Origin of the sequence: Lentzea miocenica (assembly GCF_033949945.1) — a bacterium.
Classification (GTDB): domain Bacteria; phylum Actinomycetota; class Actinomycetes; order Mycobacteriales; family Pseudonocardiaceae; genus Lentzea; species Lentzea miocenica.
In genome coordinates, this window is the sequence record NZ_JAXAVW010000052.1 from 1 (window position 1) to 17,484 (window position 17,484).

14 protein-coding genes, 1 tRNA gene and 1 pseudogene are annotated in these 17,484 nt (G+C 69.5%); 11 read left to right on the top strand and 5 right to left on the bottom strand.

Annotated features, from left to right (window positions below):
* The first annotated feature begins 31 nt into the window (after positions 1 to 31).
* The gene (locus SK803_RS42670) at positions 32 to 199 is read left to right on the top strand and encodes a DUF397 domain-containing protein (protein WP_319971986.1); all 168 of its coding nucleotides are present in this window, start codon (positions 32 to 34) and stop codon (positions 197 to 199) included.
* Here the strand turns inward: SK803_RS42670 and SK803_RS42675 are convergent.
* Positions 177 to 371: a PspC domain-containing protein gene (locus tag SK803_RS42675; protein ID WP_319971939.1), complete on the bottom strand. Its 195-nt coding sequence runs from the start codon at positions 369 to 371 to the stop codon at positions 177 to 179. The genes SK803_RS42670 and SK803_RS42675 overlap by 23 nt on opposite strands.
* A gap of 134 nt (positions 372 to 505) precedes the next feature.
* Between SK803_RS42675 and SK803_RS42680 the strand changes: the two genes are divergently transcribed.
* Positions 506 to 1,768 (top strand): hypothetical protein, encoded by a 1,263-nt coding sequence (locus tag SK803_RS42680; RefSeq protein ID WP_319971940.1) that lies wholly within the window; start codon positions 506 to 508, stop codon positions 1,766 to 1,768.
* Here the strand turns inward: SK803_RS42680 and SK803_RS42685 are convergent.
* Both SK803_RS42685 and SK803_RS42690 read right to left on the bottom strand, forming a co-directional pair.
* Entirely contained in the window at positions 1,672 to 2,277 is a 606-nt protein-coding gene (locus tag SK803_RS42685) for a TetR/AcrR family transcriptional regulator (protein ID WP_319971941.1), read from the bottom strand. The genes SK803_RS42680 and SK803_RS42685 overlap by 97 nt on opposite strands.
* Before the next feature lie 27 nt (positions 2,278 to 2,304).
* Positions 2,305 to 2,664 (bottom strand): annotated as a pseudogene (locus SK803_RS42690) (hypothetical protein); the annotation flags it as partial.
* Positions 2,665 to 2,907: 243 nt separating this feature from the next.
* On the opposite strand from SK803_RS42690, the gene lnt reads away from it, so the two are divergent.
* The 5 genes from lnt to SK803_RS42715 all read left to right on the top strand — a co-directional run bounded on the left by lnt (position 2,908) and on the right by SK803_RS42715 (position 6,917).
* Positions 2,908 to 4,374, top strand: a complete 1,467-nt coding sequence (gene lnt / locus SK803_RS42695) for an apolipoprotein N-acyltransferase (RefSeq protein ID WP_319971942.1) — start codon at positions 2,908 to 2,910, stop codon at positions 4,372 to 4,374.
* Complete coding sequence (locus tag SK803_RS42700; protein ID WP_319971943.1) at positions 4,358 to 5,125, top strand: polyprenol monophosphomannose synthase; 768 nt, start codon at positions 4,358 to 4,360, stop codon at positions 5,123 to 5,125. The genes lnt and SK803_RS42700 overlap by 17 nt, the downstream gene beginning before the upstream one ends.
* Positions 5,126 to 5,325: 200 nt before the next feature.
* Positions 5,326 to 6,138 (top strand): MerR family transcriptional regulator, encoded by an 813-nt coding sequence (locus SK803_RS42705; protein ID WP_319971944.1) that lies wholly within the window; start codon positions 5,326 to 5,328, stop codon positions 6,136 to 6,138.
* Between the two features lie 9 nt (positions 6,139 to 6,147).
* A complete protein-coding gene (locus SK803_RS42710; protein WP_319971945.1) occupies positions 6,148 to 6,444 on the top strand; it encodes a hypothetical protein in 297 nt (98 codons plus the stop codon).
* Entirely contained in the window at positions 6,441 to 6,917 is a 477-nt protein-coding gene (locus tag SK803_RS42715) for a TspO/MBR family protein (protein ID WP_319971946.1), read from the top strand. The genes SK803_RS42710 and SK803_RS42715 overlap by 4 nt, the downstream gene beginning before the upstream one ends.
* Here the strand turns inward: SK803_RS42715 and SK803_RS42720 are convergent.
* Together SK803_RS42720 and SK803_RS42725 are read right to left on the bottom strand one after the other, a co-directional pair.
* Positions 6,910 to 7,185: a hypothetical protein gene (locus tag SK803_RS42720; protein ID WP_319971947.1), complete on the bottom strand. Its 276-nt coding sequence runs from the start codon at positions 7,183 to 7,185 to the stop codon at positions 6,910 to 6,912. The genes SK803_RS42715 and SK803_RS42720 overlap by 8 nt on opposite strands.
* A 50-nt stretch (positions 7,186 to 7,235) precedes the next feature.
* Entirely contained in the window at positions 7,236 to 9,806 is a 2,571-nt protein-coding gene (locus SK803_RS42725; protein WP_319971948.1) for an ATP-binding protein, read from the bottom strand.
* 122 nt (positions 9,807 to 9,928) lie between these two features.
* Between SK803_RS42725 and SK803_RS42730 the strand changes: the two genes are divergently transcribed.
* The 4 genes from SK803_RS42730 (at position 9,929) to SK803_RS42745 (ending at position 17,451) form a co-directional block, all read left to right on the top strand.
* Positions 9,929 to 10,012, top strand: a tRNA-Tyr gene (locus SK803_RS42730).
* 79 nt (positions 10,013 to 10,091) lie between these two features.
* A complete protein-coding gene (locus SK803_RS42735) occupies positions 10,092 to 10,583 on the top strand; it encodes a Gmad2 immunoglobulin-like domain-containing protein (protein ID WP_319971949.1) in 492 nt (163 codons plus the stop codon).
* 16 nt (positions 10,584 to 10,599) lie between these two features.
* A complete protein-coding gene (locus SK803_RS42740) occupies positions 10,600 to 11,826 on the top strand; it encodes an MFS transporter (RefSeq protein ID WP_319971950.1) in 1,227 nt (408 codons plus the stop codon).
* Positions 11,827 to 11,985: 159 nt separating this feature from the next.
* On the top strand, positions 11,986 to 17,451 hold the full coding sequence (locus SK803_RS42745) for an ATP-binding protein (RefSeq protein ID WP_319971951.1): 5,466 nt from the start codon (positions 11,986 to 11,988) through the stop codon (positions 17,449 to 17,451).
* The last annotated feature ends 33 nt before the right edge of the window (positions 17,452 to 17,484 follow it).

Here is a 17,484-nt window from a genome sequence, read left to right on the forward strand (position 1 = left end):
ACCAGCATCGTGTCCTGAGGAGGCGGCCCGGATGACCGAATGGCGCAAGAGCAGCTACAGCGCGACTGAATCCGACTGTGTTGAGATCGGGCACCGCGTCGGCATCCGGGACTCCAAAGCGCCCGCCACCCACCTGCCGGTGAGCCCGGCAGCGTGGACGGCGTTTTTGCGGTCGGTCAGTAACCGCGGTCGGGCATGATCACCCAAAGCACGAGGTAGACGACGAACTGCGGTCCGGGCAGAAGGCAGGACAGCACGAACAGAAGGCGCACGGTGCTCGCCTTCATGCCCCAGCGCTGGGCGAGCCCCGCGCACACACCCGCGATCATCCGGTTGGTCCTGGGCCGGCTCAAAGCAACTGTCGTGGTCATATACCTAGAATGCCCGGTTTCGTCCATCTGTTGCATCGGGGATGAACCCTGATTTCACCCGGACGTGTTACAGGACGTAACCCCGAGGCTGTGACCTGCGACTCCACGGTTGTCCCGAACCGTGGGGAGCCGAGATGCGCGTTGATTTCCTTGTCGACACGGTGTTCATCGCGGTCTACGCGCCGCTGTTGTGGCATGCCTGGCAGTGGTTGCGCGCGAAGGAACTCGAAGGGCCGCCGTCGCCGCTGCGCAGCCTGACGCTGGCCGGCAGCCCGTATCCGCGGGCGGTGCCGATCACGGTGCTGGCGGTGGCGCACCTGGCGGGCAACCCGATGGGCTTCGTCGCGCTCGGGTTCCTGGCGCTCGTGGTCGTGGAATCCGCGTGGCGCAACCGGAACCGGTGGGTGCGCCGGCATCTGTGGGCGTTGGGGCGCCTCAGGGTTCCGGCGGTGGTCGTGGTGCTGACGGCGGCGATCCTGTTGTTCGGCGACACGCGGTCGCTCAGGCAGCCGGGGGTGGGGCTGGCGATGTGGATCGCGGCGGTGGCGATGGGGGCGAGCGTCTGGTTCGTCACGCGCAGGCTCGTGCTCACGTCCTGGCCGCAGAAGACGTGGCGCAGTGCGCGGCCGGAGTTGGGGGCGTTGATCAGGCTGGCGTTGTGCGTTCTCGTTGGTGTCATCGGGTGGATTTACGGGCCGCGGGAGTTGACCGGGTACGCGGTGGTGCTCGGGCTGGTCGTGCTGCTCGGGTTGGTGTGGGTGGTCTGGGAGTTGGAGGACGCCGACGCCGCGGAGAGCAAACGCGGTGAGGCGGACACGATCCGGGCCAGAGCCGCGATGAGGCCTGGCGTGGAACAGCGACCGGCCGTGATGCGGGTCGCGCGCGGGCTCGCCGTTACGCCACTCGCCGCGCTCGCAATCGCTTACGTGCCAATGGCGTACGAGGTCGACGGGCAGAGTGTGCTCACGGCCATGCGGGTGCTGGTGTTGTGTTGCGTGGCGGTGTTGTTCGGCGACTGGCTGATGGCTCGCAGCGCGAAAGGGCCCTCGCACACGCCGCATCACTGGTGGTTCACGGCCGGGATCGTGGTGGTGTCGAGCGCGAGTCTCGTGACGGTGGGCGCGCTGGGGCGCACCTTGCCGCTCGCGGTGGTGTTCCTGATGTTCGCCGGCCTGTTGCTCAGCGAGGCGCAGCGGTTCGCGGAGACCGTGCCGGTGCCGAAGGGGTTGCTGTTCCTGGGGTTCACCAGGACGCCCGTCGCGCTGCTGATCGTGCTGTGCGTGCTCAGCAGCGGGCTGAGTTACCCGACGGACGCGGTGGAGAGCTGGTCGACGAACCTCAGGCAGGTGGTGCGCATGACGTCCACGGTCATGGCGTTCGACCCGGCCAGCACCTGAAGGGCGAGGCCGTCGAGCATGCTGACCATCATGTTCGCCAGCTCGACCGGGTCGCCTGGCGAGTGGATGTCGCCGGACTCCTGGCCGTCGCGGAAGATGCTCGCCACGATGTCGCGCCACTCGCCGTAGAAGCGCTCGTTGAGCTCCTGGAGTTCGGGGCTTCGGATGGCCTCGACCCACAGCTCGGCCCAGACCTTCCAGGCCTCGACGGTCTCCGCGCCCTCGGGCAGGTAGGACTCCACCACCATGCGCAGGCGGGACAGCGGCGGTTCGTCGGACTCGAGGATCCAGCGGCGGCGGGCGACCGAGAGTTCGAAGCAGTGCTCGAACGCGGCGTCGGTCAGCTCGCGCTTGGTCTCGAAGTAGTAGTGGACCGTGCCGCCGGAGACTCCCGCGTCCTTGGCGACGTCGGACACCCGGAGGTGGCGGAAGCCCTCGGACGCGATCACCTTGCAGGTGGACGCGAGGATCTGCGCCTTGCGTTCGGCTTCCACGCTTGGACGGGGCATCCGTCACCTCCTGATTTGGTCCGAACCTTACCGAAACTGGGAACGAAGCTTGCGCTTGTCGACCTTTCCCACCTTCGTCAGAGGCAATTGGGGGACGATCGTGACGCCTCTTGGCCGATGAAGCTCGTCCAGTTCGTCAACAACGGAACCGTGCCTGCCGGATACCGGAAGCGTGATGAGGAAGTCGTCAAGCAGGCGTGAGCAGACGTTGTCCGACGTCCGGCCGGTGACGATCACGTCCTTGAGCTCGGCCGCGCCGGGCTCGGGCGGCACGTAGACCAGCCGGCCGCCGAGCAGGTGGACCGCCAGGTTCAGCAGGACCTTCTCCGGGGTGTTGCCGACGTGCACCGCCACCCCGTCACCGGGCCGGACGCCGCGCTGGGTGAGCCCGTCGGCGAGCGGAACAGCAGGTCACGGGCTTGAGAACGGGTGAGCCGGGTGTCTGCGCCGACGATGAACTCTCGGTCCCCCTCCGTCGCCAGGCGTTGCAGCACCAGATCGACATAGGTCATCCGTTCTGTGTACTCCTGGGCCTCGTAGGCTGATCGGGTGGTCGCACCCCCCATCGCGCCGGAATCGCCGGAATTGCCCGCTCGCAGACGGCGGGTGAGCCGCCCGGTCCTGTCTCGCATGGCACTCGCCGCCACCGGCGGCGTGCTGATCTACCTGAGCTTTCCGCCCCGTCCGCTGTGGTTCCTGGCGCCGGTCGGGTTCGCGTTGCTCGCGTATGTGATCTACGACAGACGTGCGCGGGCCGGGTTCGGCTACGGGCTGCTGTTCGGGCTCGGGTTCATGGTGCCGCTGCTGCGGTGGACCGGGGAGTTCGTCGGGCTGATCGCGTGGCTGCCGCTGGCGCTGGCGTGCGCGCTGATGATCGCGATCGGCACGGCCGCGATGGCGTTCGCCTCACGGGTGCCGGGGTGGCCGTTGTGGGCGGCGTTCTTGTGGGTGGCCGACGAAGCGCTGCGCGGGGTGTTCCCGTTCGGCGGCTTCACCTGGGGCAAGATCGCGTTCGGGCAGCCGGAGGGCTGGTACCTGCCGCTGGCGTCGCTGGGTGGCGCGCCGCTGGTGTCGTTCGCGGTGGTGCTGACCGGGTTCGGGCTGTTCTGGGTGCTCAGGAACTGGAAGCTCGGCCTGCCGCTGGTCGTGGTGCCGCTGCTGGCCGGGTTCGTCGTGCCGGTGGGCGTCGACGCCTCGGCCGGGACGGTGACCATCGCCGCGATCCAGGGCAACGTGCCGCGCGCCGGGCTCGACTTCAACTCGCAGCGCCGCGCGGTGCTCGACAACCACGTCAAGAAGACGATGGAGCTGGCCGCCGACGTCGCCGCGGGCAAGGTGAAGCAGCCGGACGTGGTGATCTGGCCGGAGAACTCGTCCGACATCGATCCGTTCCGCAACGTCGACGCGGCCGCGCGGATCGATGAGGCCGCCAAGGCGATCGAGGCGCCGATCGCGGTGGGTGCCGTGGTGGTCGACCGCGCCGACGGGCTGCCGCGCAACCAGGTGGTGCTGTGGGACCCGGAGAAGGGGCCCACGGACACCTACACGAAGCGCAAGCTGCAGCCGTTCGGCGAGACGATGCCGATGCGGTCGTTCTTCCGGCTGTTCGCCTCCGAGGTGGACCGCGCGGGTGTGTTCCAGCCCGGTTCGGACCCGGAAGGTTTCGTCATGGGGCCGGCGAAGGTCGCGATTGACACATGTTACGAAGTGGCGTTCGACTCAGTGGTCCGCGACACCGTGACGGCGGGCGCGACGATCATCGCGATCCCGACGAACAACGCCACGTTCGGCTACACGGAAATGACCTACCAGCAGCTTTCCATGTCAAGAGTGCGGGCCGTGGAGCACGGCCGGGCAGTGGTCGTGGCGGCCACTTCCGGGGTCAGCGCGATCGTCCAGCCTGACGGTTCCGTCACTCAGAAGACTGGCCTTTTCGTGCCTGATGCCCTGGTCGCGGAGCTGCCGCTGAGGTCGCAGACTACGCTGGCGACTTGGCTAGGAGCCTGGCCCGAGTGGGTGATGACCGCTCTGGGCCTTGTCGCATTGGCGCTGGGCTTCGCACGACGACGGAAGGACTCGAATGGCGCAGCAGCCTGACCAGGAACTCGGGCAGGTGCTGGTGGTGATCCCGACCTACAACGAGCGGGACAACATCGGAAAGATCGTCAAGAGGCTGCACACGGCACTGCCCGACGTGCACGTGCTGGTGGTCGACGACGGCAGCCCCGATGGCACCGGCCAGCTGGCCGACGAGATGGCCGCCGCCGACGACCGCGTCCACGTGATGCACCGCACCGAGAAGGCCGGACTGGGCGCCGCGTACGTCGCGGGCTTCCAGTGGGCGCTCGACCGCAACTACGGCGTCATCTGCGAGATGGACGCCGACGGCTCGCACGCGCCGGAGCAGCTGCATCGGCTGCTGGACGCGCTGCCGAAGGCCGACCTCGTGCTCGGCTCGCGCTGGGTGCCCGGCGGCGAGGTCGTGAACTGGCCCGCGAAGCGCAAGTTCCTGTCGCTGGGCGGTTCGCTGTACTCGCGGCTCGCGCTGGGCGCGAACATCCGGGACATGACGGGCGGCTACCGGGCGTTCCGCGCGGACACCCTGCGCAAGCTGAACCTCGTCTCGGTCGCGTCGGCCGGGTACTGCTTCCAGATCGACCTGCTGTGGCGCACGCTCGAACTCGGGTTCCGGGTGCGCGAGGTGCCGATCACGTTCCTGGAGCGCGAGTTCGGCGAGTCGAAGATGAGCGGCAACATCGTCCGCGAGGCACTGATCCGCGTGACGAAGTGGGGCCTGCGCCGGCGCGGGAACCAGGTCAAGGACCTGTTCACCGGCAAGAAGAAGTAGTTCCACCGGCTTGCATCACGGCGTCTGCAAGTACCGCCAACTCAACATCAACAGGCGCACAACTACACCCAACCTGTTCGGCACTCGTCGAACAGGTTGGGTGTAGTTGCAGGCGGTTTGATCATGGGTCGGTAGTACTTGCAGACGCCTCTCGGGCGTCCGCGCATTACGATTCGAAATCGGTGCAGCGGAGGTGAGCGGTGGAGTGGAGTGCCGGAGCGGTCGCGCGGATGCTCGGCATCTCGCCCACGACCCTGCGCACCTGGGACCGCCGCTACGGCCTCGGTCCCAGCACGCGCCAGGAGGGCAAGCACCGCCGCTACAACGACGAAGACCTCGCGCGCCTCAGGCGGATGCTCGAACTGACCGGTTCGGGTGTGGCGCCCGCGTCGGCCGCCGCTTCCCTCGTTCCGCCTGGGGCTCTGATCCCGTCCGGGGACGCTGACCTGGACTTCGAGGCGGCCGCCGACCGGCTCGACGCGGCGCAGATGCGCCGGGTGGCGGTGGGCCTGATCGCCCGCCACGGTGTCGTGCACACGTGGGACTCGGTGCTGATGCCGTTCCTGGTCGAACTGGGTGAACGGGTCTCGTCGACGGCCGCCGGTGTCGACGTGGAACACGTCGCGAGCGGCACCATCTCCGACGCGATGCGGGTGTCCGGGGTGGCCGTGGGAACGCCTTCGGTGCTGCTGGCGTGTGCGCCGGACGAGCAGCACAGCCTGCCGCTCGACGTGCTGGCCGCGGCCCTCGCCGAGAAGAACTGCGTGTCGCGCAATCTCGGTGCCCGCGTGCCTGCTGCGGCGCTCACCAGTGCCGTAGGGCGGTTGGAGCCGCGCGTTGTGTTCGTGTGGGCACACGACCGGGTATATGCCGAACAGGTGCCGCTGGCCGAGCTGGCCGGGGTGTCGGTGCTGGTAGGCGGGCCGGGGTGGGACGGAATGTCGTTGCCGGAGGGCGCCGAGAGGGCACGCACGCTCGCCACGGCTGTTGAAACGATTTTGAATCGAATCTAGACTCCTGGCATGAGCCTCGCCGACCGCATGATCCGCCTCCTGTGGGCGGCGGGTGGCGAGGACGTGGCCGAGCGGGTGCTCAAGGAGCACTGGCGGGTGTTGCCGTCCGACGATCCGTCGGGGCGTGCCCTGAGGAACCGGCTGGTCGAGGTGCTCGCCCTGGAGGTGCCCGGCGGGTTCGCCAAGATCCGCCAGGCCGTGCTGGCCGACGAACTGTCCCTGCTCGACGACTCCGAACGCGCGGCGCCGAGCCGCGCCACGGTGCTCGCCATCGTCCGCGCCCTGCCTGTCGGGAGTTCTTCATGACCACGTTGCCGGTGCGCCATCACCCCGTGCGGGTCCTGTTCGTGTTCGTCGCGGCCGTCGTCGTGACGGCCGTGGTGGGATCGCTGTTCTCGGTGTCGGCCGGAGACGAGTACCTCAGTCTGCAACGGCCGTCCTGGGCGCCGCCCGCCTGGTTGTTCGGTCCGGTGTGGACGGTGCTGTACGGGCTGATCGCGTTGTCCGGCTGGCTGGCGTGGCGCGCCGGTGCCCGGCGCGGCGAGCTGACGTTGTTCGGCGTGCAGCTGGTGCTGAACGCGCTGTGGACGCCGTTGTTCTTCGGGCTCGGCTGGTTCGGTGCCGCGTTCGCCGAGATCCTGGTGCTGTGGCTGGCGATCGTGGCCCTGATCGTCGTGTTCTGGTGGCGCGGCAAGGCCGCCGCGCTGCTCCTCGTGCCCTACCTGGCGTGGGTGAGCTTCGCGGCGGCCCTCAACGTGTCGATCGCGACCCTCAACTGACGGGCACGAACTCCCGCAGCACCTCCATGCCGGTGGCCGTGGGCGCGCCGGACGGCGTCGGCCCGAGCACGCGGGCCAGGTGCGGGCCGAGCACCTCGCTGAAGAAGCGGTCGGCGTGGTCCTTCGACTCCCACACGGCGATGACCCGGAACTCGTCGCCGGCCTGGCAGGCGTAGCGGGCCCGCATGCCTTCCGGGGTGAACGCGCCCATGATCTTGTCGAGCTGGTCAAGGGACTTGACGGGCGGGGTCGCGATGGTGAGCCACATGGTGTTCCTCCTGAAGTCGGTGTGGCGCCAACCTAGGAAGTTCGCGCTGGTCAGCCATCCGCCGGAGTACTCGGCCGGGTACTCATCCACGCCGCGATCTGGCTGCGGGTGCTGAAGCCGAGCTTGGTCAGGATGTGCTGCACGTGGTTCTGGGCGGTGCGTTCGGAGATCACGAGCCGCTGCGCGATCTGGCGGTTCGTGAGGCCGTTGGTGACGAGGCAGGCGACCTCGTGTTCGCGGCTGCTCAGTTCGGTCGTCGTGAACGCCGTCATGCCCAACGCGCGGATGGCGCGGTCCGCGGCGCGTTGCACGGTGTCGGCGTCACGGCCCAGAGCGCGCAACGCTGCGGCGAGGTGCCAGCGGGCCTCGGCGGCGAACGCGGGGGCACCGGCTCGGGACGCCTCGTCGACGGCGGTGGTCAGTTCCGTGACGGCGTCTTCGAGCGCGCCGAGTGCGAGGTGGCCACGGCCCAGCGCGAGCGAGACCGGGCCCATGTAGGCGACGCCGTTGCCGGCCGCGTGCGCGCCGCGGAACTCCGCGAGGCGGGCGAGGATCACCTTCACGTCATCGGTGAGTCCCAGGGCGGACGTCACCAGGACGGCGTCGACCAGGCCCGGCAGCACGAAGAACGCGGGCAGGTCCCAGTCGGCGATCGGGCCGCTGCGGCGGTACCACTCCAGAGCCTCGTCGCGGAAACCCGCGCGCTGCAACAGGAACGCCCGCGTGAGCTTGGACATCAGCCGGAAACGCGGTGGCGGGTCGTGGAAGTGGCGGGCGAGCGTCAGGCCGTCCTCGGAGACGCCGAGGTGGCAGGCGAGACCGCACTGCAAGGCGAAGTAGGCGCCGGACGCGGGTTCGCGTTCGATCACGCGCATGCGGTCGTAGGCCCGCCGTCCGACCTCCTGGGCTTCGGCGAACCGGCCCTGCGCCTGGGCCAGGCACGCCGTCGCGACTTCGACGTGCCATTGCGGAACCTGGCCGCCGACGCGGTCGCAGGCCAGTTGCAGCGCGGGCAGTTCTTCCTGTGCGGCAGCGAGTTCGCCACTCTCGATCAACGCGTGGACGCGCCACAGCGAACCCCACATCGCCCCGCGCGGGCTGTGCGTGCGGTGGGCGAGGTCGATCATCTCGGCGGCCAGCCGCAACCGTTCGGCCCGGCCGGCCGGACCGGGGCAGGCCTCCTGCCGGGCGTGCAGGGCCTCGGCGAGCGCGCGGTCGTCGTGACTGCGCCGGGCCAGGTCGAGCGACTCGCGGCTGAGGTCGTCGAGGCGGTGCTGTTCACCCCGGTAGAAGGCGAGGTGGCTGCGCTGGGCGAGCAGCCTGGCGCGGGTGGCGAGGCTGACGTCCTGACGGAGTGCGTTGTCGCACAACGGGGTCGCGATCGCGTTCACGCCGGCGCCGGGTGCCGCTTCGAGCACGAGCGCGGCTTCCGCGATCTGTTCGGGAGTCCGCGCCAGCTCGGCGGCTCGTTGGGCGGCCTGGACGCACGTCGCCAGGTCGCCCGCGAAGTACGCCGCTTTTCCCAGTGCCACCTGGACTTCGCAGCTGTCCTCGAAAGCCGCTGCGGCCGCGTAGAGCCGGGCGCCCTCCTCGTAGGCGAGCCTGGTCACAGCGTCCTCGGCGGCGCGGATCGTCCACGCACGGGCTTCTTCCGTCGCGCCACAAGCGTTCCAGTGCCGGGCGACGTCGGCGTAGCGGGTGCTGCCCGCCATCGCCTCGGCGATCCGGCGGTGGATCGCTCGGCGTTCGGCGGTGGTGAGCGCGGCCTCGACCGCGTCACGGGTCAGCGCGTGCACGAACCGATGCCCTGTCGCGTCGATCAACGTCGTCGCCTCGTCCAGCGCACTGATGGGCCGGCCCGAGGCCTGGGCTGCCAGGTCGAGATCGAAGTCGCGGCCGATCAGCGCGGTCGTCTTGACCAGCTCGCGGGCGTCCGGGCAGAGCCGGTCGAGGCGGGCGGTGACGATGTCGCGGACGCTGCGCGGCGGCTGGTCCGCACGCCAGGTGCCGTCCTCGACGGCACGCGCGATCTCCGTGACGAACAACGGGTTTCCGCTGGTCAGCTCGGTGATCGTGGCGGCGTGCTCCGGTCCGGTGAGTTCGGCGACCTCCTCGGCGGACAGGCCGTGCAGGTCGATGCGGACGGCCGAGCGCATCAGGTCCGCGGCCGCGGGGCACGGGTCACGGAAGGTGGCGAACAGCAACACCTTGCGCAGGTTCGTGGCGAGATGGGCGAGCACGAGCAGCGAGGCCCGGTCGGCCCAGTGGACGTCCTCGACGATGATCACCAGGCCGTCGCGGTCCAGCGCGGTCGCGATCGCGTCGAACACCCGGAACCTGTCCTGCGGCACCTCGGCGTCGTGCGCGAGGACGACGTCGGGGTCGGCACCCGCCGCTTTCAGCACCTGGCGCCACGGCCAGAACGCCGGCGCGCCTTCGGTTTCGACGCAGTGCCCCCACACGACCTCACGGCTGCGCGCGAGCGCGTGCCCGGCCAGCTCCTGGGCCAGCCTGGTCTTGCCGATGCCGGGCTCACCGCCGCACAGCACCAGCCCGCCGGTCTCCGCCGCCAGCCACGACCGCACCAGCGCGAGCTCGCGGCCGCGTCCCACCACCTTCACAACCCGGATATCGCGTACGCCCCGATCCGCGTTTCGGAAAATGGGTTGAGCGAACTTGGTGCAGGACGTCAGGATATCGGTGTTACCGCAGCTCAGGGGCCTGAAAAATGGGTTGCGACAATGGTGGAGATGGGGCTGTGGAGCCCCGCCTGTCTGTAAAACAGGAGCCTCGGGCAAAGGCGGTTCGACTCCGTCCTCCACCACCACCCGTTGCGCCACCGGGGTGACCCCCGGCAACGCCGCACTTCCTCGCCACGACCTAGTAGGCGAGGAAGGGACTCACCCATGTCGATCGATGTCCAGCAACCGAGGCCGCTCGGTCTCGTCGGAAGTCACGTCCAGATCGCCGGTACCGCGGGCGGGGCGTTCGAGGCGCAGTTCAACTACCGGATCCACGAGGGGCACGACGAGGTCGTCGGCGGGTTCATGGCCGGCGACGGGGTCGGTGGCCACGGCCAGTTCCAGGTGAGCGTCGACGTGTCCGGTGCGGCGTTCGCGCTCGACCGGCTCTTCGTCGAGGTGTTCTGGGTGTCGCCCAAGGACGGCGAGGAGCTCGACAAGATCATCGTGCCCGTGGTGTACGGCCCGCGGATCGTGCCGGGGTACCGCGTCTACCAGGAGTACACAATCAAGCCGGGCGACACGTTGTTCGCGATCGCCGCGCACTACTACGGCAACGGCAACCTCTACACGCGGCTGGTCCGGGCGAACCCGCACGTCATCACCAACCCCAATGTGATCCACCCCGGGGATGTGATCCGAATTCCGCAGTCCTGATCTCCAGGCCCTGGAGTTGGGGACCCTGTGGACCGATCGCGAGTTCGGGAAGCTCTGGCTCGCCAGGGTGGTCTCGACGGCAGGGTCCGCGTTGTCGGGCGTCGCGCTGCCCGTCCTCATGTACTCGCTCACCGGCAGCGCCGTGCACACGGGAGCGCTCGCGGCTTTGGCTGCCGCGCCCTACCTCGTGTTCGGGCTGATCGCGGGTGCGCTCGTCGATCGAATGCACCGGCGCACGGTCATGGTCGTCGCCGACCTGGCCAGCGCCGGGCTTCTCGTGAGCGTGCCCGTGGCGGCCGTGTTCGACGCGCTGACCCCGGTGCACCTGCTGGTGGTGGCCGGGGGAGCGGCGAGCGCCACCGTGTGGTTCGACGCGGCCAACTTCGGGGCCGTGCCGGCGCTCGTCGGGAACGAGCAGCTCGTCCGGGCGAACAGCGCCGTCTGGAGTGCGTCCACCGCCGTGCACGTCGTGGCGCCGTCGGTCGCGGGAGTGCTGATCGCGGTGATCGGGCCGGCCGGGGCGGTGGCGCTCGACGCGCTGAGCTTCGCGGCGTCGGCGGCGTTGGTCCGGACGATCCTCAGGCCGCTGAACCAACTCAGAGAACCACGGATCTCCCTGCGCGCGGACATCCGGGAAGGACTCGAGTTCCTCTGGAGGGAACCCACAGTCCGGCTCTTCACCGCCCTGGGCGTCGGTCAAGCCGTCGCTGGCGGTGCGGTGTCCGGGCTTCTGGTGGTCTACGCGATCCGGGTGTTCGACGTCCCGGAGAACGACGCACGGGTCGGGGTGCTGTTCAGCGCGCTGGCGGCCGGGTCGTTCGCCGCGACGGTCGTCATGCCCAAGATCAGCGACTCCTGCTCACCCCGCCACGTCACCATGATCGGGCTCTCCGCCGGGGTTGTGGTGATGGGACTGCTGGCCGGGGTGCAGCTGTGGTGGGGCGCGGTGATCAGCACGGCGTTGTGGGGTCTGACCTCGACGATCGTGATCGTCAACGGGCTGACCGTGCGCCAGCTGGTGACACCTGATCACCTCCAGGGCAGAGTCGGCCTGGTCGGACGCATGGTGACCTTCGGAGTGGGGCAGCCCACAGGCGCGCTGGCCGGGGGAGTCCTCGCCGACGCGGTGTCCGTCCGGACCGCCTTGGTGATCACGGCGTTACCGCTCGTGTTGGTGGCGGTCATCGGGTGGTCGCAAGTGGGTGAGCAGCCTCGCCGTGAGTTGGGACACGGGCTCAAGTGAATCTGTGCCGAGGACCTGGTGCCTTGTTGGTTTCATACAAAGCACGCTGCTCAACTCGCTTCGATCTAGCGGTTTTCCTACCGGGTAGTAGACGAGAGTGTGTACATCGATTGGGCGGCGACTGCCGCTGAGGTTGTCTGTCCGCGAGGAGAGAAGTCGTTGTTCAGTCGTGTAGCGATCGTCAACCGCGGGGAAGCCGCAATGCGGCTGATCCACGCCGTCCGTGAACTCGCCGCCGAGTCAGGGGAACGGATCGAGACCGTCGCCCTGTACACCGATGTCGACAAGTCTGCGCCCTTCGTGAGGGAAGCCGATCTTGCCTACAACCTCGGCCTGGCGGCCGATCGTCCGTACCTCGACCTCGAGGTGCTGGAGAAGGCTCTCGTCGAGACCAAGGCCGACGCCGCGTGGGTCGGCTGGGGCTTCGTCGCCGAGATCCCCGAGTTCGCCGAACTGTGCGAAAAGGTCGGGGTCACCTTCGTCGGTCCGTCGGCCGAGGCCATGCGCAAGCTCGGTGACAAGATCGGCTCGAAGCTGATCGCCGAGGAGGTCGGCGTTCCTGTCGCTCCGTGGAGCAGGGGCGCCGTCACCGACCTGGAGCACGCTTTGAAGGTGGCCGAGGAGGTCACCTACCCGTTGATGCTCAAGGCGACCGCCGGTGGTGGTGGCCGCGGCATCCGCAAGATCACCTCGCCCGCCGAGATGGAAGAGAACTTCGAGCGCACCAGCCTGGAGGCCGCGCGCGCGTTCGGCTCCGGCGTGATGTTCCTGGAGCGCCTGGTCACCGGCGCCCGGCACGTCGAGGTGCAGGTCATCGCCGACGGACAGGGCACGGCGTGGGCGCTCGGCGTCCGCGACTGCTCGGTGCAGCGGCGCAACCAGAAGATCATCGAGGAGTCGGCCTCCTGCGTGCTGGAGCAGCACCAGGTCGACGAGCTGAAGACGTCGGCGGAGCGACTCGCGAACGCGGTGGGCTACCGCGGCGCGTGCACCGTCGAGTTCCTCTACCACCCCGGTGAGAAGCTCTTCGCGTTCCTCGAGGTCAACACCCGCCTGCAGGTCGAGCACCCGATCACCGAGATCACCACCGGCTTCGACCTGGTCAAGGCTCAGCTGCACGTGGCTGGTGGCGGCAAGCTCGAAGGCGAGAAGCCCGTCGAGCTCGGCCACGCCGTCGAGGCCCGCCTGAACGCCGAGGACCCGGACCGCGACTTCGCGCCGTGCCCCGGCACGATCGTTCGGCTGGAGCTGCCCGCCGGCCCCGGTATCCGCGTCGACACCGGTGTGGCCGAGGGCTCGCAGATCCCCGCCGACTTCGACTCGATGATCGCGAAGATCATCGCGTACGGCCGCACCCGCGACGAGGCGCTGGGCAAGCTGCGCCGCGCCATGGCCGAGACCACCGTCATCATCGAGGGCGGCACGACCAACAAGAGCTTCGTGCTCGACCTGCTGGACGAGCCCGCCGTGATCGACGGCTCCGCCGACACCTCGTGGATCGACCGCGTCCGTGCCGAGGGCGGCCTCGTGTCGCACCGCCACTCCGCCATCGCGCTGGCCGCGGCCGGCATCGAGGTGTACGAGGACGAGGAGCAGCTCAACCGCACCCAGCTGCTGGTGTCCGCCCGCGGTGGCCAGCCGCGCACGAACCACGAGGGCGCTGGCAAGCTGGAGTTCGTCCTGCGCGGCCAGCCGTACGTGGTGAACGTGGCCCGCATCGGCTCGGCCAAGTACCGCGTGGGCGTCTCCGCCGCCGACTCGGACGTCGTGCTGACCGGTGACGTCGACGTGGAGCGGTTCGACCACCACGTCGGCCAGATCACCGTGAACGGCACGCGGTTCCGCGTCGTCACCGGCACGCACGGCGTGGTCCACCAGGTCGAGGTCGACGGCGTCACCCACCGCGTCACCCGCGACGAGGGCGGTGTGCTGCGCTCGCCGATGCCCGCGCTGGTCGTCGCCACTCCGCTGGAGGTCGGTGCCGAGGTCGAGGCCGGTGCTCCGGTCCTGGTGCTCGAGGCGATGAAGATGGAGACGGTGCTGCGCGCGCCGTTCCGCGCTCGCCTGAAGGAGCTCAACGTCGCCGTCGGCACGCAGGTGCCCGCCGGTGGCCCGCTGCTCAAGCTGGAGGAGATCGAGGACGCGGACGGCACCGCCGAGGTGCAGAAGTCCGAGTCGTCGGTCGAGCTGGAGCTGCCCGAGCCGCGCACGGACGTGCGGCCGGAGGAGCTCGTCGCCCGCGGTCTCGACGACCTGCGCGCGTTGCTGCTGGGCTTCGACACCACCGCCCTCGACACCGCGCGAGTGCTGTCGAACTACATGGGCGCGCGGCACGATCTGCATGAGCGGCCGCTGGTCGAGGAGGCCAAGCTGCTCGGCATCTTCGCCGACGTGTGCGACCTCTCCCGCAACCGCCCCGCCGGTGAGGAGACCAAGCCGGAGAACCACATCCACTCTCCGCGCGAGCACTTCCACACCTACCTGAAGACACTGGACGCGGACCGCGCGGCACTGCCGGAGGGCTTCCGCGCCCGCCTGCAGAACGTGATCGGTCACTACGGCATCACCGAGCTCGACCGCACGCCGGAGCTGGAGCAGGCCGTCTTCCGCGTGTTCGTGGCGCTGCGCCGCGGCGTGTTCGACGCGGCCGTCGCGACGACCCTGCTGCGCCAGTGGGTGCAGGAGGCGCCGCCGGTCGAGTCCGAGCAGGTGCAGATCGGCCTGGTGCTGGAGCACATCGTCGCCGCGACGCAGGTCCGCTACCCGGCGGTCGCCGACCTGGCCCGCAGCGTGGTGTTCGCCTGGTTCGCACAGCCGTTGGTGCGCCGCAACCGCGCCCGCGTGCACAGCGAGGTCCGCAAGCACCTGATCCACCTGGACGCCGAGCCGCAGGCCGCCGACCGCGAGGAGCGGATCGCGGCCATGGTGGCGTCCGCCGAACCGCTGGTGCGCCTGCTCGGTCAGCGCATCGGCAAGCCCGGCGCGGACAACACCCCGTTGCTGGAGGTGCTGGCCCGCCGCTACTACACCAAGAAGGCGCTGGAGAAGCCGCGCGTGAGCGGTGCGTTCTTCATCGCGGAGAACGACCCGGAGCAGACCCGTCTCGTGTCGACCGCGGTGGAGTTCCCGTCGCTGACCGACGCGATCGGTGACGTGGTCAAGCACGGCAACGGCACCGCGGTCGTCGCGGACCTCTACGTCAACTGGCCCGACGGCCCGTCCGACCAGGACGAGATGGCCGCCGGTCTGGGCGCCGCCCTGGCCGCGCACCAGCTGCCGCCGACGGTCACCCGCATCACCACCACCGTGGCGGGCCGGCGCGGTGAGTCGATGCACCACCACTTCACGTTCCGCCCGTCTTCCAACGGGTTCGCGGAGGAGAGGCTGGTGCGCGGGCTGCACCCGCGCATCGCCGAACGCATGCAGCTGGAGCGGTTGCGCGAGTTCGACCTGACGCGTCTGTCCTCTGTGGACGAGGACGTCTACCTGTTCCGCGCGGTGGCCAAGTCGAACAAGTCCGACGAGCGGCTCGTCGCGCTGGCCCAGGTCCGCGACCTGACGCCGCTGCGCGACGACGAGGGCCGGATCGTGGCCCTGCCCGCCGCCGAGGACGTGCTGGCGACCTGTCTGGACGGCATCCGGCGGGCTCGTGCGCAGGCCGGCGGCCGTACCCGGCTCGCGACGAACCGCGTGGTGCTCTACGCGTGGCCGCCGACCGACCTGTCCTCGAAGGACCTGGACGCCGTCGCCTCCCGCGTGCTGCCGACGACCACGGGCCTGGACCTGGAGGAGGTCCTGTTCCTGGCGCGCCGCAAGGACCCCGTCACCGGTGAGCTCACCGACATCGGCGTCCGGATCGCGAACGACGCGGGCGCGGGCGTGCGGTTCTCGTTCGTGCAGCCGCCGACCGACCCGATCCAGCCGCTCGACGACTACCGCCAGAACGTCCTGCGCGCCCAGTCGCGCGGCACGATCTACCCGTACGAGCTGGTCGACATGCTCGTCGGCGACGGCGGGTCCTTCGTGGAGCACGACCTCGTCGACGGTTCGCTGGTGCCGGTGGATCGCCCGCGCGGTGGCAACAAGGCAGGCATCGTCGTCGGTGTGGTGACCACGCCGACGCCCGCGTACCCCGAGGGCATGAAGCGCGTCGTCCTGCTGGGCGACCCGACCAAGTCCCTCGGCGCCCTGGCCGAGCCCGAGTGCTCGCGGGTCATTCACGCCCTGGACCTCGCGACCGAGCTTTCCGTTCCGCTGGAATGGTTCTCGCTGTCCTCCGGCGCCAAGATCTCGATGAGCTCCGGCGTCGAGAACATGGACTGGGTCGCGGCCGCGCTGAAGCGGATCGTCGAGTTCACCCAGGCCGGTGGCGAGATCAACGTGGTGGTCAACGGCATCAACGTCGGCGCCCAGCCGTACTGGAACGCCGAAGCCACGATGCTCATGCACACCAAGGGCATCCTGGTCATGACCCCCGACTCCGCCATGGTCCTGACCGGCAAGCAGGCGCTGGACTTCTCCGGCGGCGTCTCGGCCGAGGACAACTACGGCATCGGTGGCTACGACCGCGTCATGGGCCCGAACGGCCAGGCGCAGTACTGGGCCCCGAACCTGCGTTCGGCGTTCGACGTGCTGCTGGCCCACTACGAGCACAGCTACATCGCTCCCGGTGAGGCGGGCCCGCGCCGAGTGCCCACCACGGACCCCTCGTCGCGCGACGTCTCGTCGTTCCCGCACGTGGTGGGCGACAGCCCGTTCACGACGGTCGGCGAGATCTTCTCGGTGGAGTCGAACCCGGACCGCAAGAAGCCGTTCGACATCCGCACGGTGATGCGTGCCTTGAGCGACCAGGACCACGACGTCCTGGAGCGCTGGGCGGGCATGGCCGACGCCGACACCGCCGTCGTGCAGGACGTGCACCTGGGCGGCATCCCGGTGACGCTGCTGGGCATCGAGTCACGCGGCGTCGCCCGCACCGGCTTCCCGCCCACCGACGGCCCGGACACCTACACCGCCGGCACGCTGTTCCCGAAGTCGTCGAAGAAGGCGGCCCGCGCGATCAACGCGGCCTCCGGCAACCGCCCGCTGGTCGTCCTGGCGAACCTGTCCGGCTTCGACGGCTCGCCCGAGTCGATGCGCGAACTCCAGCTGGAGTACGGCGCGGAGATCGGCCGCGCGATCGTGAACTTCAGCGGCCCCATCGTGTTCTGCGTGATCTCGCGGTACCACGGCGGCGCGTTCGTGGTCTTCTCGAAGGCCCTGAACCCGTCGATGACGGTGCTGGCGGTCGATGGTTCGTTCGCCTCGGTCATCGGTGGCGCGCCCGCCGCGGCCGTGGTGTTCGCCCGTGAGGTCGACGGACGTACGGCCAACGACCCGCGGGTGAAGAAGCTGGAGTCCGCGGTGGCGGAGGCTTCGGGTGCCGAGCGTGCCGCGCTGACCGCCGATCTGGCGACCACGCGGCAGTCGGTGCGGACGGAGAAGCTGAACGAGATGGCTGCCGAGTTCGACCGGGTGCACAGCGTGCAGCGCGCGGTCGAGGTCGGGTCGGTGGACGCGATCATCTCGGCGGCGGAGTTGCGGCCGGCGATCATCAAGGCGATCGAGGACGGTCTCGCTCGCTGAGTGCTTGAATGAGGAGGGCCCGGCCACGCGGCC